This window comes from Sphingomonas sp. F9_3S_D5_B_2 (assembly GCF_054263715.1).
The window spans coordinates 99,046-120,448 of sequence record NZ_JBSZFB010000001.1 but is presented as its reverse complement, the minus strand read 5'-3'; the positions used below and the strand labels follow the sequence as shown (position 1 = coordinate 120,448).

At 63.6% G+C, this 21,403-nt stretch carries 25 protein-coding genes and 2 tRNA genes; 12 read left to right on the top strand and 15 right to left on the bottom strand.

Features of this window, described 5'->3' with window-relative positions:
* Positions 1-167 precede the first annotated feature (167 nt).
* Positions 168-1,571 (bottom strand): helix-turn-helix domain-containing protein, encoded by a 1,404-nt coding sequence (locus ACUXST_RS00545; protein WP_458388004.1) that lies wholly within the window; start codon positions 1,569-1,571, stop codon positions 168-170.
* 133 nt (positions 1,572-1,704) lie between these two features.
* On the opposite strand from ACUXST_RS00545, the gene aceA reads away from it, so the two are divergent.
* The 4 genes from aceA to ACUXST_RS00525 all read left to right on the top strand — a co-directional run bounded on the left by aceA (position 1,705) and on the right by ACUXST_RS00525 (position 6,182).
* Complete coding sequence (aceA, locus tag ACUXST_RS00540) at positions 1,705-2,997, top strand: isocitrate lyase (RefSeq protein WP_458388003.1); 1,293 nt, start codon at positions 1,705-1,707, stop codon at positions 2,995-2,997.
* Positions 2,998-3,006: 9 nt separating this feature from the next.
* Complete coding sequence (locus ACUXST_RS00535) at positions 3,007-3,204, top strand: DUF4170 domain-containing protein (protein ID WP_458388002.1); 198 nt, start codon at positions 3,007-3,009, stop codon at positions 3,202-3,204.
* Positions 3,205-4,821 (top strand): malate synthase A, encoded by a 1,617-nt coding sequence (gene aceB / locus ACUXST_RS00530; RefSeq protein WP_458388001.1) that lies wholly within the window; start codon positions 3,205-3,207, stop codon positions 4,819-4,821. It abuts the gene before it with no gap.
* Positions 4,822-4,943: 122 nt separating this feature from the next.
* On the top strand, positions 4,944-6,182 hold the full coding sequence (locus tag ACUXST_RS00525; RefSeq protein ID WP_458388000.1) for a hypothetical protein: 1,239 nt from the start codon (positions 4,944-4,946) through the stop codon (positions 6,180-6,182).
* A 101-nt stretch (positions 6,183-6,283) separates the two neighbouring features.
* Here ACUXST_RS00525 and ACUXST_RS00520 read toward each other — a convergent pair.
* The 3 genes from ACUXST_RS00520 to ACUXST_RS00510 form a co-directional block, all read right to left on the bottom strand.
* Positions 6,284-6,359 (bottom strand) — tRNA-Glu (locus tag ACUXST_RS00520).
* A gap of 62 nt (positions 6,360-6,421) precedes the next feature.
* Positions 6,422-6,733, bottom strand: coding sequence for a hypothetical protein (locus ACUXST_RS00515; RefSeq protein ID WP_458387999.1), 312 nt, complete (start codon positions 6,731-6,733; stop codon positions 6,422-6,424).
* Positions 6,734-6,767: 34 nt separating this feature from the next.
* A complete protein-coding gene (locus ACUXST_RS00510; RefSeq protein ID WP_458387998.1) occupies positions 6,768-7,268 on the bottom strand; it encodes a DNA-deoxyinosine glycosylase in 501 nt (166 codons plus the stop codon).
* A gap of 56 nt (positions 7,269-7,324) precedes the next feature.
* Between ACUXST_RS00510 and ACUXST_RS00505 the strand changes: the two genes are divergently transcribed.
* Positions 7,325-8,494 carry a glycosyltransferase family 4 protein gene (locus ACUXST_RS00505; protein WP_458387997.1) on the top strand — a complete coding sequence of 390 codons (1,170 nt, stop codon included), beginning with the start codon at positions 7,325-7,327 and terminating at the stop codon, positions 8,492-8,494.
* Between the two features lie 3 nt (positions 8,495-8,497).
* Here ACUXST_RS00505 and ACUXST_RS00500 read toward each other — a convergent pair whose 3' ends face one another.
* The gene (locus ACUXST_RS00500) at positions 8,498-9,115 is read right to left on the bottom strand and encodes a PadR family transcriptional regulator (protein ID WP_458387996.1); all 618 of its coding nucleotides are present in this window, start codon (positions 9,113-9,115) and stop codon (positions 8,498-8,500) included.
* A gap of 98 nt (positions 9,116-9,213) precedes the next feature.
* Here ACUXST_RS00500 and ACUXST_RS00495 point away from each other — a divergent pair, with 98 nt between their 5' ends.
* The 5 genes from ACUXST_RS00495 (at position 9,214) to ACUXST_RS00475 (ending at position 13,218) form a co-directional block, all read left to right on the top strand.
* Positions 9,214-10,563: a replication-associated recombination protein A gene (locus ACUXST_RS00495; protein WP_458387995.1), complete on the top strand. Its 1,350-nt coding sequence runs from the start codon at positions 9,214-9,216 to the stop codon at positions 10,561-10,563.
* Between the two features lie 29 nt (positions 10,564-10,592).
* A complete protein-coding gene (locus tag ACUXST_RS00490) occupies positions 10,593-11,924 on the top strand; it encodes a mechanosensitive ion channel (RefSeq protein ID WP_458387994.1) in 1,332 nt (443 codons plus the stop codon).
* Positions 11,924-12,268, top strand: a complete 345-nt coding sequence (locus tag ACUXST_RS00485; RefSeq protein ID WP_458387993.1) for an MmcQ/YjbR family DNA-binding protein — start codon at positions 11,924-11,926, stop codon at positions 12,266-12,268. Before ACUXST_RS00490 ends, ACUXST_RS00485 begins: the two co-directional genes overlap by 1 nt.
* Positions 12,226-13,116: a hypothetical protein gene (locus ACUXST_RS00480; RefSeq protein ID WP_458387992.1), complete on the top strand. Its 891-nt coding sequence runs from the start codon at positions 12,226-12,228 to the stop codon at positions 13,114-13,116. The genes ACUXST_RS00485 and ACUXST_RS00480 overlap by 43 nt, the downstream gene beginning before the upstream one ends.
* A gap of 27 nt (positions 13,117-13,143) precedes the next feature.
* Positions 13,144-13,218 (top strand) — tRNA-Thr (locus tag ACUXST_RS00475).
* 4 nt (positions 13,219-13,222) lie between these two features.
* On the opposite strand, the gene ACUXST_RS00470 is transcribed toward ACUXST_RS00475, so the two are convergent.
* From ACUXST_RS00470 to ACUXST_RS00430, 9 genes are all read right to left on the bottom strand, one after another.
* Positions 13,223-13,471 carry a hypothetical protein gene (locus ACUXST_RS00470; RefSeq protein WP_458387991.1) on the bottom strand — a complete coding sequence of 83 codons (249 nt, stop codon included), beginning with the start codon at positions 13,469-13,471 and terminating at the stop codon, positions 13,223-13,225.
* A 162-nt stretch (positions 13,472-13,633) separates the two neighbouring features.
* Positions 13,634-14,500: a dienelactone hydrolase family protein gene (locus tag ACUXST_RS00465; protein WP_458387990.1), complete on the bottom strand. Its 867-nt coding sequence runs from the start codon at positions 14,498-14,500 to the stop codon at positions 13,634-13,636.
* 57 nt (positions 14,501-14,557) lie between these two features.
* The gene (xth, locus tag ACUXST_RS00460) at positions 14,558-15,349 is read right to left on the bottom strand and encodes an exodeoxyribonuclease III (protein WP_458387989.1); all 792 of its coding nucleotides are present in this window, start codon (positions 15,347-15,349) and stop codon (positions 14,558-14,560) included.
* Between the two features lie 208 nt (positions 15,350-15,557).
* On the bottom strand, positions 15,558-16,748 hold the full coding sequence (locus ACUXST_RS00455; protein ID WP_458387988.1) for a threonine synthase: 1,191 nt from the start codon (positions 16,746-16,748) through the stop codon (positions 15,558-15,560).
* A 4-nt stretch (positions 16,749-16,752) separates the two neighbouring features.
* Complete coding sequence (locus ACUXST_RS00450; RefSeq protein WP_458387987.1) at positions 16,753-17,649, bottom strand: cation diffusion facilitator family transporter; 897 nt, start codon at positions 17,647-17,649, stop codon at positions 16,753-16,755.
* A 151-nt stretch (positions 17,650-17,800) separates the two neighbouring features.
* Entirely contained in the window at positions 17,801-18,034 is a 234-nt protein-coding gene (locus ACUXST_RS00445; RefSeq protein ID WP_458387986.1) for a hypothetical protein, read from the bottom strand.
* Positions 18,031-18,429, bottom strand: a complete 399-nt coding sequence (locus ACUXST_RS00440) for a PspC domain-containing protein (protein ID WP_458387985.1) — start codon at positions 18,427-18,429, stop codon at positions 18,031-18,033. Before ACUXST_RS00440 ends, ACUXST_RS00445 begins: the two co-directional genes overlap by 4 nt.
* 14 nt (positions 18,430-18,443) lie before the next feature.
* The gene (locus ACUXST_RS00435; RefSeq protein ID WP_458387984.1) at positions 18,444-19,214 is read right to left on the bottom strand and encodes a PspA/IM30 family protein; all 771 of its coding nucleotides are present in this window, start codon (positions 19,212-19,214) and stop codon (positions 18,444-18,446) included.
* A complete protein-coding gene (locus ACUXST_RS00430; RefSeq protein ID WP_458387983.1) occupies positions 19,207-19,344 on the bottom strand; it encodes a hypothetical protein in 138 nt (45 codons plus the stop codon). The genes ACUXST_RS00435 and ACUXST_RS00430 overlap by 8 nt, the downstream gene beginning before the upstream one ends.
* 220 nt (positions 19,345-19,564) lie before the next feature.
* On the opposite strand from ACUXST_RS00430, the gene ACUXST_RS00425 reads away from it, so the two are divergent.
* Positions 19,565-19,795 carry a hypothetical protein gene (locus tag ACUXST_RS00425; protein ID WP_458387982.1) on the top strand — a complete coding sequence of 77 codons (231 nt, stop codon included), beginning with the start codon at positions 19,565-19,567 and terminating at the stop codon, positions 19,793-19,795.
* Here the strand turns inward: ACUXST_RS00425 and ACUXST_RS00420 are convergent.
* Entirely contained in the window at positions 19,756-20,046 is a 291-nt protein-coding gene (locus ACUXST_RS00420) for a DUF3297 family protein (RefSeq protein WP_458387981.1), read from the bottom strand. The genes ACUXST_RS00425 and ACUXST_RS00420 overlap by 40 nt on opposite strands.
* 87 nt (positions 20,047-20,133) lie before the next feature.
* Here ACUXST_RS00420 and ACUXST_RS00415 point away from each other — a divergent pair, with 87 nt between their 5' ends.
* Entirely contained in the window at positions 20,134-21,402 is a 1,269-nt protein-coding gene (locus ACUXST_RS00415) for a thiamine pyrophosphate-dependent enzyme (RefSeq protein WP_458387980.1), read from the top strand.
* Position 21,403 lies beyond the last annotated feature (1 nt).

Genomic DNA, 21,403 nt, shown 5'->3' with positions numbered 1-21,403 from the left:
CCCTTGTGGTTTGTTGGTTCTTTCACTTGCCACCCCGCTGGTGTGGCTCGTGCTTCAGGCAGTGGTAGTGACGGTCTTCCTTTGTGATCCGGCGCTGCACACTGCTTTGGTCCGCAAGGCGCCGTCTACTTGCGAGACGACCCGGGCGCTTTTGAATCGACGGCCGTTCATGGCGAGATGAAGGGGTAGGGCGAAATCGACTTCTGGGTGCGATCGACTGCGAGCATCCGTCCCGCCGGTGGTGTCGCACGGTATGCGCAGTCTACTCGCGGGCAAATGGCGCATGCTGGACCGACCGGAGTGACAGGGGGTTTCGTCAGGTCATAAACTTCCGCGCAAGAGAGCTTGTGAGCGTGGCGGAGGTCGCAGCCTAGACCGATTGCCAGTAGTCCGCTCGACAGCTCAGTGCGGATCGGCCGCTCGATCGTCCGTGCCACTGTGAAATACCGATGGCCGTCGGGCGTTTCGATGATCTGCGTTACGACCTGCCCGGCCGCCTGAAAGGCCGCATGCAGGTTCCAACGCGGGCACGTCCCGCCGAAGCGCGAAAACGGAAAGTTCTCGCCAGCGTAGCGCTTCGATATGTTGCCGGCGGGGTCGACCCGCAACATGAAAAAGGGGACGCCAGTCTCTCCGCGGCGGCTGAGCGTGGTCAGCCGATGCGCCACCTGCTCGACATTAGCCCCGAATTCCCCAGACAGCCGGTCGATCGAGTAGCGGTAGCGCTCCGCGCTCGTCAGAAAACGCCGATAAGGCATCATGATCGCCCCGGCGGCGTAGTTGGCGAGGCTCATGTGAAGAAGCTGGCGCACGCCTTCATCAGGCGGCCTCGCATCCGCGACCATGCGATCGATAACATGTGCGAACTCGACTAAAGCGAGCTGGTAGGCCAACGCAAACAGGCGGTTCTCCGAACGAAGCTGAGAAGAGATCAGGAACAGCCTGCGGTCGGCATCGTAGAACTGGCTTACACTTCCGAGCTCTGACTGCGGAACTACCGACGCCGTGATGCCCCATGCATCCTTCAGTCGTTGCCGCATGGGCCCGGCCATCGAAAGAGGGTCGCTCAGAGCCGTGCCCAAGGTCTCCGCGGCCTCTTCCAGAGCGGGGTAATGATTGCGGTGCTGCTGGATATAGTCGCGGACCCAATTCTCCGGCGTGACGAGGACTCGGGCATCGCCGGCGCTCGCGATACTCGGGTTCCGCTCGGCCTCCTTCACCGTCGTATAAAGACGCGCGATCGCATCGGCGATGGTCGGCGCATTGTTCGCTAGCTCGGCGAGTTCGTACCGCGGCACGCCCAGGTCGCTGAGAATTGCGTCCGAGAAGATTTCAGCAAGTGCTTCGGGGCCCGTGTGCACTCCGGTTCCCGCGGCAAACGCGCGAACGTCGACATCGTAAAGGTCGGCAAGCTTGAGCAGGAGGCCCGCCGTTACCGGCCGCTGGTTCCGTTCGAGATGATTTAGATAGCTTGGACTTATTGCGAGGCTCTGCGCCATTTCGGTCTGTGACAGCTGGCGATCGCGTCGAAGCCGCCGCAGGCGGTGCCCCAGGAAAAGCTTGGCTGGCATTCAGAGAACCTGTCAATTCTTGCCAACGACTGCAAGTCACGTTGTGACAGTCAGACTCTTTTTGCCGTACCCCGTTGCCGGTCTCGTGTTTTCAATCCTTCCGAGCCGAAGTTCGAAAAGGTGGAGACTGAGTATGGCAAGTTTTGACGAGCTGGTTGGCGCTCCTCCCGGACGCTTCGACAACATCGAGCGGCCCTACACGCCTGACGATGTGATCAGACTGCGTGGATCGATGGCGATCGAGCATACGATTGCCCGTCGCGGCGCGTTCAAGCTCTGGGAGATCTTACAGCGGCAAGAGCCGGTGCGTGCCCTGGGAGCAGTCACGGGCAACCAGGCGATGCAGATGGTCCGTGCCGGGCTGCAAGCGATCTATCTTTCCGGCTGGCAGGTTGCCGCAGACTCGAACGTCGCGGGCGCCATGTATCCTGATCAGTCGCTCTATCCTGCGAACTCTGGCCCGGAGCTGGCGCGGAAGATCAACCGGACGCTGCAACGTGCAGATCAAATCGAGCACTTGGAAGGCGGCGCGCAGCGCGACTGGTTCGCACCAATCATCGCCGATGCGGAGGCGGGCTTCGGCGGGCCACTGAACTGTTTCGAGATCATGAAGGCGTATATCGAAGCGGGCGCTGCCGGCGTTCACTTCGAGGATCAGCTCGCATCCGAGAAGAAGTGCGGCCACCTTGGTGGCAAGGTCCTGATCCCCACGGAAGCAGCGATTCGCAACCTCGATGCCGCGCGGCTTGCCGCCGATGTCTGCGGCGTTCCAACAATCCTCGTGGCGCGTACTGACGCTGAGAGCGCAAAGCTGATCACCAGCGACGTTGACGAACGTGATAAGGCGTTCATCACCGGAGAACGTACCCGGGAAGGCTTCTTCCGTTTGAAGGACGGGAGCGGACTCGATCACTGCATCGCGCGGGGTCTGGCCTTCGCGCCCCATGCGGACCTGCTGTGGTTCGAAACCAGTCACCCGAACATCGATGAAGCGCGGAGCTTCGCTCAGGGAATCCACGACCGGTATCCAGGCAAGCTGCTGGCCTATAACTGCTCACCGAGCTTCAACTGGCAGGCCAAGCTCCACGAAGCGACCATTGCGACCTTCCAGCAAGAGTTGGGCCGCATGGGGTACAAGTTCCAGTTCGTCACGCTCGCGGGGTTCCACAGTCTGAATCACGCAATGTTCGAATTGGCGTCCGACTACCGCGATCGCGGCATGACAGCGTACTCGCAGCTGCAGCAAGCCGAGTTCGCGAGCGAGAGAGGGGGCTACACCGCCACGCGTCATCAACGTGAGGTCGGAACCGGCTACTTCGACGCAGTCGCGACTGCCGTTTCGGGCGGCCACGCATCCACGGTGGCCCTGACCGAATCGACCGAAGCCGCGCAATTTCAATCGAGCCACGCCATCGCGGCGGAATAGGAGGAAGCTATGGGACAGCGTTACTGGGTCATTGGCGGTGATTATTCCGACTGCGCCTTCAAGCAGCTGCAGCCTGGCACCGAGATCGTCCATGGGCCGTACAACGAACAATTCAGGGCGCAGACGGAATGGCAGCGCCTTACCTTTCGCGACCATTGCGGAGCGACGACCCGCTACAGCATCTGTGTTGAGCCAGAGAGCGCTTAAGTGAGTGAATTGATGCAGCGCGAGCGAATCGCCGCTCGACCGTCGTCAGTCTCGGGCGCGGGAGAGGTGCTAACGCCGTCCGCGCTGGACTTCCTCGCCGAGCTCCATGACCGGTTCAACGGCCGACGGCTCGAACTTCTCGAGAAGAGAGTTGACCGGCAGGTGCGCCTCGATGCCGGCGAACTCCCGGACTTCCGCGAAGACACGCGGGAAATCCGAGAATCCAAGTGGACAGTAGGCACCATCCCGCCGGACCTTCTGGATCGCCGGGTCGAAATCACCGGTCCCACGAATGCGAAGATGCTGATCAACGCGCTGAATTCGGGTGCGCAGGTCTTCATGGCCGACTTCGAGGACGCGACTTCCCCGACATGGGACGAGCTGGTCCAGGGTCAGGTGAACTTGCGCCAGCATTGGCTTGGCCGCCTGGAATTCACCGATCCCGCAACCGGCAAATACTATGCAGTCAGCGAGCGGCCGGCAGTGCTGATGGTGCGCCCCCGTGGGTGGCATCTCATGGAAGCGCACGTGACCGTCGCCGATGTGCCGATGGCTGGGGCCCTGTTCGATTTCGGACTGTACTTCTGGCACAATGCGTGCGCCGCAAATGCCAGAGGCTCGGGCGCGTATTTCTATCTGCCCAAGCTCGAGAGTCGCGAGGAAGCGGCGTTGTGGAGCGACGTCTTCGCTTTCGCTGAGGCCAAGCTGCGGCTGGAGCGCGGCACCACCAAGGCGACGGTGCTCATCGAAACATTGCCTGCCGCGTTCGAGATGGACGAGATCCTCCACGCTCTGCGCGAGAATATCGTCGGGCTGAACTGCGGACGCTGGGACTACATATTCAGCTACATCAAGCGGCTCGGGCGGACGCCTGAGCGCCTGACCCCCGATCGGGCGCTAATGACCATGGATAAGGCATTCCTCGCCGCCTATTCGCTGCGGCTGATCGGCACTTGTCATCGCCGCGGCGCCTTCGCGATGGGCGGAATGTCAGCCTTCATCCCGGTGAAGGACGACGAGGCCGCCAACCAGCGGGCGTTGGACAAGGTGCGCGCCGATAAGCTGCGCGAAGTGCGGAACGGCCACGACGGCACCTGGGTTGCGCACCCGGCGCTGATCCCGGTCGCGGGGGAGGTTTTTGATGCGATCGACGGGCCCAACCAGTTGTCCGTCATCCCGGATGAAGTGCCCGGTCGGGAGGACATGCTTCAGCTTCACGCCGGTGTGCGCACGGAAGCCGGCGCGCGTGAGAACATTCGCATCGGAGTTCAATATGTCGCGGCCTGGCTCGGCGGCCGCGGCGCCGTTCCGCTCTACAACCTCATGGAGGACGCGGCGACAGCGGAGATTTGCCGCACTCAGCTGTGGCAATGGCTCAAGTTCCAGGCGCCGCTCGCGGACAGAAGGCTGTTCACTACGGGCGTGTTTGAACAGTGGTTCCAGGAGGAGGTCGGGCTGCTCGCCGAAGTACCAAATATCCTTGAAGCCGCGCGCCTGATGCACAGCATGATCATCGCGCCAGAGCCTGTCGAATTCCTTACGCTATCTGCTTACGGCCATTTGCACCGCGACGCTCCGCGGTCGACTTCCGAAGAGTGGCAATCCACGCACCGCTAACGACAAGCTCTCTCGCAGCGCCGCGAGCAGTCTACCAACCTTGTTAACCCTTCTTTGCCAGAAGCTAGGCGGTCGAAGCAGCTGATTGCTGGCTTGCGACGTGTCTCGGGGGAGAGAAGGCAATGAAAGTCCCGTTCCGCGCTCTTTCTGCACCCCTGGCCTGTTTCTTCACGCTTGCCGCCCCGGCGGCCGCGCAGATCAAGGTCCTGAACCCTTTTGCCAACACGCTCACCGCGTCGGCGACTGGCGCTTTGCACGTCGCTGGACCGGCGGCGATCAGCATCGAATACAACGCCGATGGGACGCCGGTGAAGCCGCTCCCGGCTACCTACGACTACCAGTTCCTCAATAGCGCAGGAAACGAAGTCACTCAGGCCGTTTACTGGACGTTCGCCTACGCGAAGACTGGCACAGCCAACTACACGCTGCTTCACCCGGATGCGCATCGACCAGGGTACGTGCAGGTCAGGGTAGACGGCTTGTCTACGCCCGCTGCGACGTTCACGCTTGACGCGAAAGTGCACCTTGGCAGCTACATCCAGCTGCCGGTCACGCTCACTAAGGTTGCGAAGGGAACGCCGCCCACGCCCACGTCCACTCCCACTTCTGCCCCGGACCCTATAACGGCTTCGGCTTCGCCATCGACGGATGGCTATGCGTCAACGCTGGTAGGCGGCTTCACTCCGAAATACGCCACGTGGCTGCGCCAGACGTGGACTGTGGACATGGGTTCCACGTGGACGCCCAACATGGATTATTCATGGCGCAGTGCCCCGACCAAGAGCCGGTTCGAATTGCACGACACGGTCTACGACCGCGGCAGCGGAGAGGCGACAACCAAGCGCCGCGCCGAGCTCCACGACAAGCAGCACTTTCTCAAAAATGACGTGCCGTACTGGGGAGCGATAACCCTGAATGCTCTACCGTGGAGCGATCCGGCCGGCATGGCAGCGCGCGATCTTGGGGTCGTCTACTTCCAGATGCACATGCCGAAGAGCGGCTCACCGGTATTCGCATTCCGTCGCGGCCACACTGGCCTATTCACGGTCACAACCAACCCCGGCGGCAATGTGAAACGCTATAGTGGCACGCTTTCCTTCGGCCAACCTCACGACATAGTCTATCGGACGAAGTTCGACCTGATCAATGGCGAGCTGGACGTCTGGGTGGACGGCCGACAGGTGGTCTCGTACCGCGGAAATCTCGCCGCTGATGATGGGAACACCACCGGTTATTATCCCTGCTACGGCTTGTACGCAGCCGGCGGTGTGGCCGGTACAATCACCAGCGAAGTTGGCAACGTCGCGCATCCAACCACAACGAGCCTGCTGAACCGGGTGCGGTTTAAACCCTCATGGTAGACCACGACTCGCCCGTCCCTGGCCATTGTGTCACCTGCATGTGTTTACCGGACACATGTTTGTGACTGAATAGCTAAAGGAAACGGCGGTTTAGCCGGATCTGGTGACCCCTACGGGACTCGAACCCGTGTTTTCGCCGTGAGAGGGCGACGTCCTAGACCGCTAGACGAAGGGGCCTCGCTCGAAGCGAGGCGGCCATATGTGGGCAGACGGTCCGCTAGTCAATTAGCGGCGGCGGTTCACTCGTCGCGGCCCCGCTCGACGAGGTAGTGCATCAGCTCGGCAAGCGTCGATTCCATCTGGTCCTGCATCTGAGTGACGAGCTCGTTTTCCCGCATGCCGACGTGATCGAGCGGCTTGGAATAGCTGTCGGAAAAGGCCTGGAGGTCTTCGGCGTCGAACACGCCCTTGGCGACCAGCTTGGCGAGGATCACGAGCAGACCATTGGTGTTGGCGATCGTTCCGGCAACCAGCGCCTCGTCCACCATCGACAGCCGCTTGTCGCTGTCGGTTTCTGTCTCGTCGTCGTCGGGAATCACCACTCCGATCATGACGCGCTCTACGCGCGGCACAAGGGAAAGGCTCCTACGGCTCCACGAAAGGCGCGAGGCTGGCCCAGACGGCAGCCTTGGCCGCGAAGCCCCCCGTATTCGCGGCGCTCGACGACGGCAGATCGACGAGAGCCACGCCGACGGGAACGTCCCCGATCAGCTTGCGCCCTGCCTTGGCCGCCGTCGCCCCGTTGAACCCGATTGCCTGGAGATCCGGGAAATCGCGGAGCAGCTGCTCGATCCGGTTATGATCCGCGATTCGGATCGCCTGATCCAGGCTGCCGCGCCGCTCGGCCGATGCGATCACGTCCCACAATCCGACCCGCCGCTTAGCCAATCGCTCGAGCCTGTGTTCGTAGGAGAGTTCGGACAGCTGCTCACCTAGCACGCCGCCGAGCAGCCGCCAGAACTGGTTGGTGGGATGCGCATAATATTGCCGCGCGGCGAGCGAAGCGTCGCCTGGCAGGCTGCCGAGAATGAACAGCCGTGCGTCGGAGGCTGCGATCGGGGCTAGTCCGACCTTGATCGAGGCCATTTAGAACCCCCGTCTCCACTTTGCGTTTGTTGCCCAGAACACTACAGCCATCCGCCGTGCAGCCGAGCGACCTCAGGATCGCCCTCTTCTCGGGCAATTACAATTACGTGCGGGACGGCGCCAATCAGGCGCTGAATCGCCTCGTCGGCTATCTTCTGCGTCAGGGCGCGGACGTTCGGATCTACTCGCCGACCATTGCGGAGCCCGCCTTCGAGCCGACGGGTGATCTTGTCGGCTTGCCGTCAGTCGCAATCCCCGGACGCCCGGAATACCGGCTCGGCCTTGGCATTAGTGCCGCGGCTCGTCGTGACCTCGCGCAGTTCAATCCGAACGTGGTGCATATCGCCTCTCCCGACATCATTGGCCATCGCGCGGTGAGCTGGGCACGCGCGCGGCAGGTCCCCGCCGTCGCATCGGTGCACACGCGCTTCGAGACCTACCTGGCCTATTATCGGTTACAGTGGCTGGAGCCTGTCGTCCGCATGCTGCTGCGCCGTCTCTACAGCCGCTGCGAGGCGATCATGGTGCCCGCCGAGTCGACCGCGGCCGTTCTGCGGGCCCAGCGGATGAACCGCGAAATTGCCATCTGGACCCGCGGCATCGACCGCAACCAATTCAACCCGGACCGGCGGGACATGCAGTGGCGCCGCGCCTTGGGCATATCTGATGACGAGATGGTCATCTGCTTTCTGGGCCGGATCGTCATGGAGAAGGGGCTAGATGTCTTCTCCGACGCCATTCACACCTTTGCCGAACGCGGGATCAAGCATCGGGTCGTGATCATCGGGGAGGGACCTGCCCGTCCCTGGTTCGAACAGCAGCTGCCGGACGCCATCTTCCTTGGCCAGCTCACCGGCATCGACCTCGCCCGCGGCCTCGCAAGTGCAGATCTGTTCCTCAACCCGTCGGTCACCGAGGCCTTCGGCAATGTCACGCTCGAAGCGATGGCTTGCGCTCTTCCAGTCGTGGCTGCCGTCGCCACCGGCGCCACGAACCTTGTCCGGGACGGTCAAACCGGCACGCTCGTCGATCCGTCCGACGTCGAGAGCTTTGCCGTCGCGCTCGAAGCTTATGCACGCGATCCGGACCTTCGCCGCCGCCACGGCGAGGCCGGTCTTGCGATCGCCCGCACCATGGATTGGGACACCATCAATTCTGTCGCCTTGCGGGTATACGAGCGCGCCATCGTCAAGCGCGAGCGCCTATCGCGCATGACGGGGCGCTAAGCGCTACTTCAGCCGCTCGATCTTCTGCGCCAACTCGTCGATAAGCGCGGCAAGCTCGAACTTCGTCTCGTCGCTCACTTCACCGTGCTGAACGCGGTGACGGATTGCGACGCCGAGGTTCCGCATTGCCCTCCAGATTGGTGACGCGCCTTCTGCATGTCTGGAGGGCGCGAGGTCCTTTAGACGCGCAAGAAGTCCCTCCACTTCTTCGGCCCGCTCCTCAAGGTGCTGGCGGCCGTCGGCTGTCGCCTGGAAGTTCTTTCGCGGCCCTTCGCCGGCTGCTTCCTGGATCAAACCCATGTCCTGCAGCAACGTAAGCGTCGGATAGATCACGCCGGGGCTTGGCGCATATTCGCCGCCAGTCAGGTCCTCGATGGCGCGAATGAGGTCGTAGCCATGCCGCGGCTCCTCGGCGATCAACTTGAGCAGGACGAGCCGGAGTTCACCCCCTTCGAACATCCGCCGGCGGCCGCGGTGCCCCTGCCCTCGCTCGCCGAAGTCCCAGTCGAATCCGCCCCATCCGCCGCGTGCTCCACGGACCATGGCCAACAATCCTTCCGGCATGCCGTAGCCCTCGGTGCCACGGCGGCGCTGCCCGCACCCATGTTTCCCATCTCTCATCGCATTCTCCTCTCTATGCATCTTAGATATATCTTAGATAGGTCGCGTGCAAGGAGCTAATGCAATTGGCTGTGGGAAAATCTATAAGCTGCGGGGAGATGGCTGACCTGTTCACTGACGACGTAGATGCCGCGCCAATGACAATGGGCGCAGCGTCCGCAACCGCGGCAGCGCCACTCGCCGACCGCCTCCGGCCAAGCAATCTGGACGAAGTGGTCGGGCAGGAGCACCTGACCGGCGCGGACGGTGCAATCGGCAGGATGGTGAGCGCGGGGAAGCTCGCCTCGATGATCCTCTGGGGACCGCCCGGGACGGGGAAGACCAGCATCGCGCGGCTGCTTGCGGACGCGGTGGGCCTGCGCTTCGTCGCAATTTCGGCGGTCTTCTCTGGTGTCGCCGACCTCAAGAAGCTGTTCGCAGAAGCCCGCACCGCCGCTCGCACCGGTCAGCAGACGTTGTTGTTCGTTGACGAGATCCACCGCTTCAACCGCGCACAACAGGACGGCTTCCTGCCCTACGTGGAGGACGGCACCGTCACTCTGGTCGGCGCGACGACGGAAAACCCCAGCTTCGAGCTGAATGCCGCGCTCCTCTCCCGTTGCCAGGTACTGATCCTCCGCCGCCTGGATCATCAGGCGCTTGAGGAATTGATCCGCCGTGCCGAGGCAATCCTCGACCGGCCGTTGCCACTGACCAGCGAAGCGCGCGACGCACTGATAGCGAGCGCCGACGGTGACGGGCGCTTCCTGCTCAACCAGGTCGAAACCTTGTTTTCCGTTGGCATTGAACAAGCGCTTGGACCGGCTGAGTTGTCAGACCTGCTGCACCGCCGTGTCCCCGTCTATGACAAGGACCGCGAGGGTCACTACAACCTCATTTCCGCGCTTCATAAGAGCCTTCGCGGCTCGGACCCGCAGGCTGCGCTCTACTATCTCGCGCGGATGCTCGTGGCCGGAGAGGAGCCGCTGTACCTTTTGCGCCGCCTCACCAGGGCCGCGGTGGAGGATATCGGGCTCGCCGATCCCAACGCCCTTGTTCAATGCCTGGCCGCGAAGGACTGCTACGACTTCCTCGGCTCGCCCGAGGGCGAGTTGGCCATCGTTCAGGCGTGCCTCTACCTCGCAACCGCGCCGAAATCGAATGCCATGTACACCGCGCAGAAGAAGGCCTGGCGGAGCGCCAAGGAGACTGGCTCGCTGATGCCCCCGATGCGCATCCTGAACGCCCCGACGAAGTTCATGAAAAGTGTGGGGTACGGCAAGGGCTACGCCTACGACCATGACGCAGACGAGGCGTTCTCCGGGCAAGACTATTGGCCCGACGACATGGAGCGGCAGAACTTTTACGAGCCGTCCGACCGGGGCTTCGAAGCCCGGGTGAAAGACCGGCTCGCCTTTTGGGAGCAGCGGCGCAACGAACTGCAACAAACGCCGCCGAACGACAGTTAACGCGACGAGGGCAGACAGGGAGCCAGTTCATGTACCAGGTCGATCAAGGCGCCTATTGGCAGAGCCAGTTGATGTTCTGGGGACCCAAGGTCCTCATCGCGATCCTGATCCTGATCGCAACCTGGGCTGTCGCTCGAGCAGTCAAATGGGTGCTCGAGAAAGCGATCGACAAGACTCCCGCTCTCAAGAAGCACATCACCGGCACGCCCGATGAAACCATCGGCCACCAGCTCGGCACCATTGCCAAGCTGATCATCTGGTTGGTCGGCATCATGGCAGCGCTGCAGTTCCTCGGCATCGGTCAAATCCTCGCCCCGATAAACGAGCTGGTGACCGAGATCTTCGCATTCCTACCGCGGCTGATCGGCGCCGGGCTGCTGTTCTTCGTCGGGCTGGTTCTTGCCCGCATTGCGAAGAAGCTGGTCGAGACGCTCCTCGTCGCGGCAAACGTCGACGGGATGCTGGCCCGCATCGGCATCGGCGACACGGAAGGGACTGTCCGCACCGACCCCACAGCCGTTCCGCCGGGTGCCGCTGCCGGTGCAACCCGCGCCAGCCTCGCTCGCGCAGCCGGCGTGCTCGTATTCGCCCTGATCATCATCCCTGTCGCTATCGCCGCTCTCCAGATCCTCGGCATCGAGGCTATTTCCGGGCCGGCGATCGACATGCTGAACCAGATTCTGGCGGCAATCCCGCGGGTGCTGGCGGCCGGCCTGTGGATCGGCATCGCCTTCATCGCGGCGCGCTTCCTCAAGACGATCATCGAGGCGATCCTGCCGCCCACCGGCTTCGACCAGGCGATCCTCTCGACCGGAGTGGTCCCGGCCAGCACTCGGCCGTCCCGAATTGTCGCTAACATCGCGATGATAGCAATCATCCTCGCCGCCTCCATCGAAGCCGCCAAGCAGTTGGGCGGTGGCACGATCGCCATCTTCCTGGCCCAAGTTACCGAGCTTGGCGGCAAGGTGATCTTCGGCACGCTGATCATCGTCGCGGGCATCTTCCTGGCGCGAATCATTGCGAATCTGGTCGGCAGCGGAACGGGCGAAGGCGGCTACGCGCAGACGATTGTGCGCTACGCCATCATCGCGCTGTTCACCGCCATCGGCCTGACGTTCATGGGCCTCGCCGACCAGATCGTGATGCTTGCGTTCGGACTGATCCTCGGCTCTGCAGCAATCGCCACGGCGCTCGCCTTCGGGCTGGGCGGCCGCGACGCCGCGGCTCGAATCCTCGAGCGGTGGGCCGATCAAGCGCCGCCCCCTCGTGCGCCGCCGGCACCGCGTCGTATCCGCAGCGCGCCGAGCAGCACGCCGAGCAGCAGCAGCACCGACGAGGGCAGCCAGCCGCCGCTTGTGTGATGAACTGGGACCAGGCGGTCGCTTTCGCCCTCTCGCTGCCCAACACCGAGCTTTCGACGAGCTACGGCAACCCGGCAGTGAAGGTGGCGTCGAATGGCCGCGCCTTCCTCGTTACCAGCCATGAGTCGGAGACTTCGTTCGGTCTGTCTATCGATCTGGACACCGTCGATCTGCTGATGGCGACAGAGCCGGAGACCTATTGGCGAACGCCCCACTACGAAGGCTATCCGATGGTGCTGGTTCGCTACGCCGCTGCGGATGAGGAGCGGGTTGCCGAGACCATTCGGCGATCGCGGGATTATTGCGCGGCCCTGCCGAAGGCACGTTCACGCAAGCGCAAGTGACCGGCTTCACCCGCTTCGTCGCGATCGACTGGTCCGGAGCCAAGGGCCGTCGTCACAGGGGCATCGCCATCGCGGAAGCGGCTACGGACGGTCCTCCGCGCCTCGTGCAACCGGATCATGTCTGGTCGCGTGAAGAGGTGTTGCAATGGCTCGTTGAACAAGCCGCGGCCCGGCCGACACTGTTCGGCTTCGACTTCAGTTTCGCCCCGCCCCTGATCGAAAAGGGCGAGTATCTGCTCGGCGAGCCGGACGTACCGAAGACGGCTCGGGAGTTCTGGGCCTATGTGGACGCGCACTGCGATGACGAAGACCTCGGCGCGGCAAGCTTCCTCGAAATTGCGCATCGGCGGCACTTCTATTTCGGCATCGCTGACGGCGTGAAGGCCGACTTCGTCCGCTTCCGCCAGTGCGACGCTCGGTTGAATGCGCAGGGCGGACGCAAGACCGCGTCCGCCTATGATGCGATTGGCGCCGCGCAGGTTGCCAAGGCGAGCTTTGCCGGAATGCGCCTGCTCCACCAACTCGACGGCAAGGTGGCGATCTGGCCGATGGACCCGCTACCGGACAGCGGCAGTGCCGTTGTCGAGATCTACACCCGCATTTACCTCCGCCGGGCCGGAATGAGCGGCGTGAAACTGCGCAGCCGGTCCGACCTCAACCGAGCGCTCGAGGGACTAAGCAGCCCATTGGCGCGGCTTCGTTTCGAGCCGAACGACCATCAGACCGATGCGCTGGTCACGGCGGCGGGAATGCGCCTGCTCGCGACGATGGAGCCCCGCGCGTTCGAGCCGGAAGGCCTCACACCCCTGATTGCGAAAACCGAAGGCTGGACGTTCGGCGTGCTTTGACCCAAATGCGGCGGGACAGTGCCGAGGGCCGGATTAGCACAGGGGTAGTGCAGCGGTTTTGTAAACCGAAGGTCGCGGGTTCGAATCCTGCATCCGGCACCACTGATTACTCGGTCGAGGAGTGCTCCGGCTCCTCGTCCTGGTCGGATCCGCTGCTCTTCCGCCGACCGAATACAGCGTGGAGCCCGAACGCCACTGCTCCGAGCGTCACCACCTTGGTCGCAAGACCTTTCTTGTTGTGCTCCCACTCCGCTCGGATTCGCATCTCGCCCGGGATGTTGGCAAGCTTGCCCTTGGCGACGTCCTCCACCAGGCCTTCGATCATGTTGATGCTTCCAACCGGCGCCGACGCCATCTTCCTTGGATCAATCGCCGGCTCCTTGGCCGCAAGCCAGCAGTGCTACTGAAGCACCGCCTGCAAAGGCCTCGGCGATGGTTCAGCGCCGACCGCGCGTCATGGCGGGTGTGAAATGCGGCCGTCCGCCTTTGTGACGAGCGAACTCCTCGCCGGTAGTCTTCAGACGAGCTTCGCCCGGTAGAGCCGGAGAAGCTCTGCCCACGCATGCTCTGCCGCGGCATGGTCGTATGGCTCGCTCCCGGGCACGCACCAGCCGTGATCGGCCGAATAGACTTCCACAATTGCCGGTCGCCCGGCAGCTTTGAACGCTGCCTTGAGCGTGTCCTTCGCCTCCGGCTGCTTCCGATCATCGTTACGCGCAATCGCCACGAGGAAGCTGGCCTTGGTCTTCGGAATCAACAGATGTGGGCTGTCGGGTTCCTTGGTGACGAGGCCGCCGCCGTGGAATGTCGCAACAGCTTTCACGCGGTCGGGGCGCACGGCAGCTGTTCGGAAGGCCAAGGGGCCGGCGAAGCAATATCCCTGCACGCCGACCGCCTTGCGCTTGTCGGTGTGCTTCTGGCGATCGAGGAATGCAATGTACGCTTCGGCATCGCGGTCCACGCCAACGCTAGTGAGCGCCTCCCGCAACTTCATCAGCTTGGCGCGGTCGTCCGGCTTGTTGAAGTCGAATGCGCCTGTGACCACCGGCGCGCGCTTGCTCCGGTAGAACGGATTCGGGACCAGGACGGTGTAACCGGCGGACGCGAGGCGACGGCCCATCTCGCGGAATACTGGACGCAAGCCCAGGATGTCCGGCCACATCAGTACAGCGGGCCAAGGCCCCGGGCCTGCAGGGTGGAAGAGGACTGCATCGGCGGAGCCGTCAGGGGTGGACACCATCACGTCTGTCTCGACCACGGTGGCCGCAAATGCAGCCGTCGGCACGCCGGCGGCGGCCGCAACGGACGAGAGCGTGAGGACGACGGAGCGTCGCGTGACGTTGGTGTCGGCAATGAAGCCCTGATGATTGTCGCTATCGCACATGGGAAAGATCCCCTCGATCGATGGAAGTGGCTCGCGGCTGACTTCAGTCTGTCGCGATCAAACCTCCACTTCAATCCACATCGGCCCGTGGTCGCTGGTCTTTTCCCAGCCGCGAGGCGTGCGGTCGACACCGGCGGCCTTAAGCGATTTCGCGAGGGAAGGGCTGAGCAGCGCGTGGTCGATGCGGATGCCGGCGTCGCGTTGGAACGCGTTCCGCCAATAGTGCCAGAAGGTGTAGATGCGCTCATCGGGATGAAGCGTGCGCAGCGCATCCGTCCAGCCTTGCGCGACAAGCTCGCGGAACTTCTCCCGCGCTTCGGGTGAAAACAGCGCGTCCTTCGCCCAGCGCTCCGGCTTGTGGACGTCCTCGTCCGTCGGAATGACGTTGTAATCGCCGATCAGCACCACGGGCGCACCGCTGTCGAGCAGGTCGCGGGCGTGATCATTCAAGCGATCCATCCAGGCCAGCTTGTAGTCGAACTTCGGCCCGGGCCGGGGATTGCCGTTGGGTGCGTACATGTTGCCGACGAGGAGGCCGCAGACCGCCGCTTCGATGTAGCGGCTCTGGCCTTTGTCCGGGTCCCTGGGAAGGCTCCGGCGAGTTTCCACTGGTTCCCCGACACGGCTGAGCAGCGCAACTCCGTTCCAGCTCTTCTGACCATGCCAAATGGCGGAATAGCCGAGCGCTTCAAGCGCCTCTTCGGGGAACGCCTCGTCTGTGCACTTGAGCTCCTGAAGTCCGAGGATATCGGGCCGGAAATCCTCCAGCCAACGAGTCAGCACCTGCAGCCGCGAGTTGATGCCGTTGATGTTGTAGCTCGCAATCCGGAGCCGCTGCTTCTTCGCCATGGACGTTTAACCCGTGGACGGCCGTTCCGTTCGCAAGGATCGGAGTCGCTAACAGTTTTACCCACTGCTCGGCCCACAGTTTTGTTGGAGCAGTTGACGCTATTTGCTGGCGCGGTCGGCGAATCGGGTTATGGTTGTTTTGTGCTTCGGAGCTCGAAAGAGAAACGAAGTATGGAACCCCGGCAGCTTCGGTTGCCGGGGTTTACTTTTATGTGCGCAATGACGCCGGATCGGCGGTGGCGAGCTGCAGACGCTGCGAGCGATCGCGCAGCGGATATTTGTTGCCGCTCGCGCAATTGAACAGCAGCACGCGCTCATCCCTGCCGACCAGACCGCGTCCAAGCGCGATCCGCCATGCGGCCATCACGGCGCCTCCTTCAGGACAGAGCAGGAAGCCGTCCGACCGGGCCACCTCCTCGACCGCGTCGAGGATGGAGTCTTCCGGCACAGCCAGTGCGGCGCCACGGCTGTCCCGAATCGCCCGGAGGATCAGGAAGTCGCCGATGGCTTTCGGCACTCGGATGCCGGTCGCGGCAGTCGCTGCATGCTCCCAGCGCTCGGCGAACTCCTCCCCGTTCTCGAACGCACGCACGATCGGCGCGCAGCCCTCTGCCTGGACGGCGTACATGCGCGGTCGCCCGGAACCGATCAGGCCAACAGCCTCGAGCTCGTCGAACGCCTTCCACATGCCGATCAGGCCCGTGCCGCCGCCGGTCGGATAGAAGATCGCGTCCGGCAGCTCCCAGCCGAGCTGCTTGGCGAGCTCGAACCCCATGACCTTCTTGCCTTCGAGGCGGTACGGCTCCTTGAGCGTCGAGCAATCAAACCAGAGGCCCTGGGCCGCGCCTTTGCCGACCAGCGCACCGCATTCGTCGATCTGCCCGTCGGCGACGTAGACCCGCGCCCCGTAGGCGGCGGTTTCGGTGACGTTGATTTCCGGCGTTTCCGCCGGACAGATGACGATCGTCTCGATCCCTGCCCGTGCGCCGTAAGCGGCAAGCGCTGCTCCCGCGTTGCCGTTGGTCGGCATGGCGACCCGCCTTATCCCGAGCTGCTTCGCCATCGTGACGGCCATGGCGAGGCCACGCGCCTTGAAGGAACCGGTTGGCAGCCGGCCTTCGTCCTTCACGAGGAGGTTGGGCCCGCCGCTGTTGGTCAGAGCAATCAACGGCGTTTCGATCTCGCCGAGGGTCACCGGATCGACGCCGTTGGGCAGAAGCTCACGCCACTGCCACATGCCCGGCGGACGACTCGCGAGGCTTTCACGAGTCAGGGTCTGCTTCGCTGCTTCCATGTCGTACCGGACGAGCAACGGCTTGCCGGCGCGGGACAGGTTGTGCACTTGACCGGCCGGATAGCGCTCGCCGGTGAGCGAGCATTCGAGATGCGTTACGTTCACGCGCTCAGCAATCCTTGTGGTGAGCAGGATGGTGCCTCTCGACCTGCAGCGTGCAATGTTCAATGTGAAAGCGGTCGTGCAGCAGGCGCTGCGCGGTCGAGAGAAGATCGTCGACCGAGCCATCGGGAAGAACCAGATGGGCTGTCAGCGCGGTCTCCGTCGTGCTGAGCGGCCAGACGTGCAAGTCGTGGATCTCGGCAACGCCGTCGAGCGAGCCCAGTGCCGCCTCGACTTCATCCACCTCTATTCCAAGCGGCACGCCCGCGAGCGACATCCAGACCGACTCCTTCAGCAGCCCGAAGCTGCTCCACAGGATGACGACGGCGACCGCGAGGCTCATTGCCGGATCCACCCACTGCTGCCCGGTCCACAGGATCATCAGTCCCGCGAAGATGACGGCCAGCGACACCGCGGCGTCCGCAGCCATGTGAAGGAAGGCGCCGCGGACGTTAATGTCGCTCTTGGCACCGCGCGCGAACAGCCACGCAGTCGCGCCATTCACGAGTAGCCCGACTGCAGCGACGGTGGTGACGGTCACTCCGTCGGCCGCACCGGGATGGAAGAAGCGGCGGCTGGCTTCCGCCGCGATCGCCCCGACCGCAATCATGAGGAACAGGGAGTTGAACAGAGCGGCGAGGATCGGCGCCTTCTTGAGCCCGTAAGTGAAGCGAGGCGACGGCGCTCGCCTCGCCATCGACGCCGCACCCCAGGCGACGAGCAGCCCGAGCACGTCGGAGAGGTTGTGACCGGCGTCGGCAACCAGAGCCATTGAATTCGCCACGAATCCGAAGCCCGTCTCGATCACGACGAAACCCAGGTTCAGTGCGACGCCGAGCGCGAACGCTCGGGTCAGCGCCTCCTGTCCATGAGCATGCTGATGGGAATGGTCGTGACCGGACATCCGACTCTGCCTAGCCGACGGTTCCAGCGGCGACAAAGCACAGCTTCTCTCGTGACCAACAATCGGAGATACGAAGAGGCGCTCCGGTGAAGGGGGCCGGAGCGCCTCTGGTTGATGCGCACCCTGCAAGGATGCGCATCCGCGGGACTGATCAGATGTCGATTCCGGCAGCAATCGCTTCGAGCTTCCGGATGCGCTCCTTGAGGTCCGCCATTTCAATCCGCCCTGACGCCTGGGGAACCGTCCGGTCCGCGCAGTCATGGGTCAGTTCGAACCGCTTGAGTTCAAGCCAGCCGTTCCAGGCTTTCAGCCCCGCGACGCTCGCCGCTCCAAGACCGCCGAGAACGCTTGCTGCGAGTACGCCCATCGTCACCGGGTCCATCATTTTCCCTCCTGCCGGAGCGCCTCGATCTCGCGCGCCAGCTCATCATTTTGGCTGTTGAGGTGCTGGTCGATCGCCATCATGCGCCGGTCGTTGACGTCCAGTTCGGTCCGCATGGCGCGGACAGAAGGCTTCCGCTTCACGACCTCGTCCATGCGGTCGTAATCGCTCATGTGACTGCCGCTCTGGACCTCGCGCTTGCGCTCGATGGTGAGCCACACGCCAAGGGCGGCGTAGGCGACGAGCGTCCAGGTCGCGCTGGTGAAGATCGCGGCTGCAACGAAGCCGATGCGGATGAAAGTCGGGTCGATGCCGAAGCGCTTGCCAAGGCTCGAGCAGACGCCGGCAACCTTCGCGTCCTTGCGGTCGAGCGAATACGGATAAATCTTGCGGGTCATTGTCCTGCTTCCCCTTACTGGACGCGCGCTTTGAGCGCGGCCTTCATGGCTTCCAGCTCGCGGTCGACCGACTGGGACGCCCTGAGCTCTTCGATCTCGTCTTCCAGGCTGCCAATGCCGAGCGCCTCGGCCCGCCCTTCGGCGAAGTCGGCGTGCCGCTCGAGCACTTCGAACTTGGAGAAAGCCTCCGCCGTGCGGCTGCCGTTCATCAGTTCGCGTGCCCTGGCGCGGGTGACGGCGCTCTCGAGCCGCGCGGAAATCGCGTTCTGGCGAGCCCGGGCTTCCCGGAGCTTGCCCTGCAGCTTGGCGATGTCCGCTTCGTAGCCGCGCAGCACCTGCTCCAACTGGCCAAGCTCGCCGCGCAGCCCGGCTGCCATGTCGGCAGCGCTCTGGCGTTCGACCAGCGCAGCCTTGGCGAGATCCTCGCGGCCCTTCGAGAGCGCCAATTCGGCCTTCTCGGTCCAGGTCGCCTGGAGAGCATCGAGCCGGACGACGGCACCGCGGATCTCCTTGATATCGGCGATCGACCGGGCCGCCGTGGCGCGGACATCAACCAGAGTCTCCTCCATCTCGAGGATGATCATCCGGATCATCCGCGCCGGGTCTTCCGCCCGGTCGAGGAGGTCCGCCATGTTCGCCGCGAAGATGTCACGGGCGCGGCTGAACACCGGACCGCTGAGCCAGGCCCCGACCGGAGCGAGCCGCGAGGCCGGCGCTTCCGGGGTCTTCACCAGCCGCGGAGTGCGGACCGGGACTTTGGCTTCGAGGATTTCAAGATCAGGCATTGAGTGTCACCTGCGGGTTGAGGGCATTCGCTTCGAGCGGGGCGACGGCGGCACTGACGGCAACCGTGCTCATGACGAGCGCGCCGGCGATTGCCACCAGGGTGCGGGTCAGCTGCGACTTCGCGTACATTTCTCAAACTCCCTTTTTCGATCGCCGGTTGATCCCGTGCTGATCGATGCATTGGTATAATCAAGGAGCGTGCCATTCCTGCAAAACTGCGAAAAATTGTGCCAAGCGAGGTCGGCTGGGAGATTTTACCAACTAAGAGTTGGCGTCGATTGCCAAGCCATGGCCGGGAACAATCGCATTGGCCGGGGCGTCAAAGCTCAGGCACTTAAAAGGAGTTCGAGTGATGTTCGGTAAGCTTGCAGGCGCGTGGCTCGGCAACAGGATGGCGGGCCGGAACAGCGGCGCCAAGGGCGCACTCATCGGCTATGGGGCGGCAGCGCTTGCGCGGCGCAGTGTGCCGACGCTTGCCGCCGCGGCGGCCATCGGCTGGGGCTATCGTAAGTGGCGCGACCGGCGTCGCTCGCAGCCCGCCTATCCTTCGGAAGCGTCGCCCTCGTCGCCCTCGATCTGAGCGGAGCGTTCGAAATAGGGCTCGACCTGGCCCTGAAGCTTGAGCGTCATCGGCTGTCCGAAGCGGTCACGGCTGCGGCCTGCGGCAACGCGGATCCAGCCTTCCGACACGGAATATTCGATAACGTTCGTCTTCTCCCGGCCGTTGAACTTGATCCCGACGCCGCGGCTAAGCAGCGACTCATCGAAATATTCGCTGCGCGCATCGAGCGACAAACGGTCGGGCGGAGTATCTGCGTTGTTCCCTGACATGGGCGCGCCCTACCCTGCCCGGCCTTTTAGCGTCAACGCGCCGCAGTTGCCGCTCGGCGGACTCCCGATTAAGCGCTCGCTCCAGTCATGAGCGACAAAGACCCAGAACTGCGCCGGAACGCGCCGAAGCTCGCGCTCCACGTGCCCGAGCCGCCCTTCCGTCCTGGCGACACCCCGGACTTCTCGTCCTTGAACGTCCCGGAGGCCGGCACCGCCCCGCGCCCCGACGTCGCCGTGCCTGCGACGGAGACTCACTCACTCACCACTGCGCTCGTGCGGGTGCTCGGTGATGACAATCGCGCCGTCGGTCCCTGGGACCCAAAGCTGGATCCCGACACGCTGCGGAAAATCCTTCGCGACATGGTCACCGTCCGCATCTTCGATGACCGCATGTATCGCGCTCAGCGCCAGGGCAAGACCAGCTTCTACATGAAGTGCACGGGCGAGGAGGCCATCGCCACTGCCGCCGCCGCAGCGCTCGACCGCGACGACATGCACTTCCCGACCTATCGGCAGCAGGGGCTGCTCGTCGCCCGCGGCTACCCGCTGACGGAGATGATGAACCAGATCTACTCCAACCGCGGCGACAAGCTACGCGGGCGGCAGCTGCCAATCATGTATTCGGACAAGGCGCACGGCTTCTTCTCTATTTCCGGCAACTTGGGGACGCAGTTCCCGCAGGCGGTTGGCTGGGCAATGGCCTCGGCGATCAAGGGCGATAGTCGCATCGCCATCGGGTGGATTGGTGACGGCGCGACTGCCGAAGGCGACTTCCATTCGGCGATGACTTTCGCTGCGGTCTACAATGTCCCGGTCGTGCTCGCGACGGTGAACAACCAGTGGGCGATCTCGAGCTTCTCGGGCATCGCTGGCGGCGAGCGCGCGACGTTCGCCCAGCGCGCGGTCGGCTACGGCATAGCTGGCCTGCGGGTCGACGGTAATGACGCGCTGGCCGTCTACGCTGCAGTGAAGTGGGCCTCGGAGCGGGCGCGAACGAACGCCGGGCCGACGCTGGTCGAGTTCTTCACGTACCGAGCCGAGGGCCATTCCACGTCGGACGATCCTTCCGGCTACCGCCCAACGAACGAAGCAAAGTCCTGGCCGCTCGGCGATCCGATCGAGCGCCTTAGGACGCACCTGATCACGATCGGGGAGTGGGACGATGAGCGTCAGGCTGCCTTGACGGCGGAAGCCGATGCGGCTGTCCGCTCCGCGCAGAAGGAGTCGGAAAAGCTTGGCATCCTGCCGGAGCAGGGCAAAGACGACGTCGGGTCGATGTTCGAGGACGTCTATGCCGACGTGCCATGGCATCTCGCCGAGCAGCGCGAGCAGGCGTTGAGCGAAGGCACCGACTGAT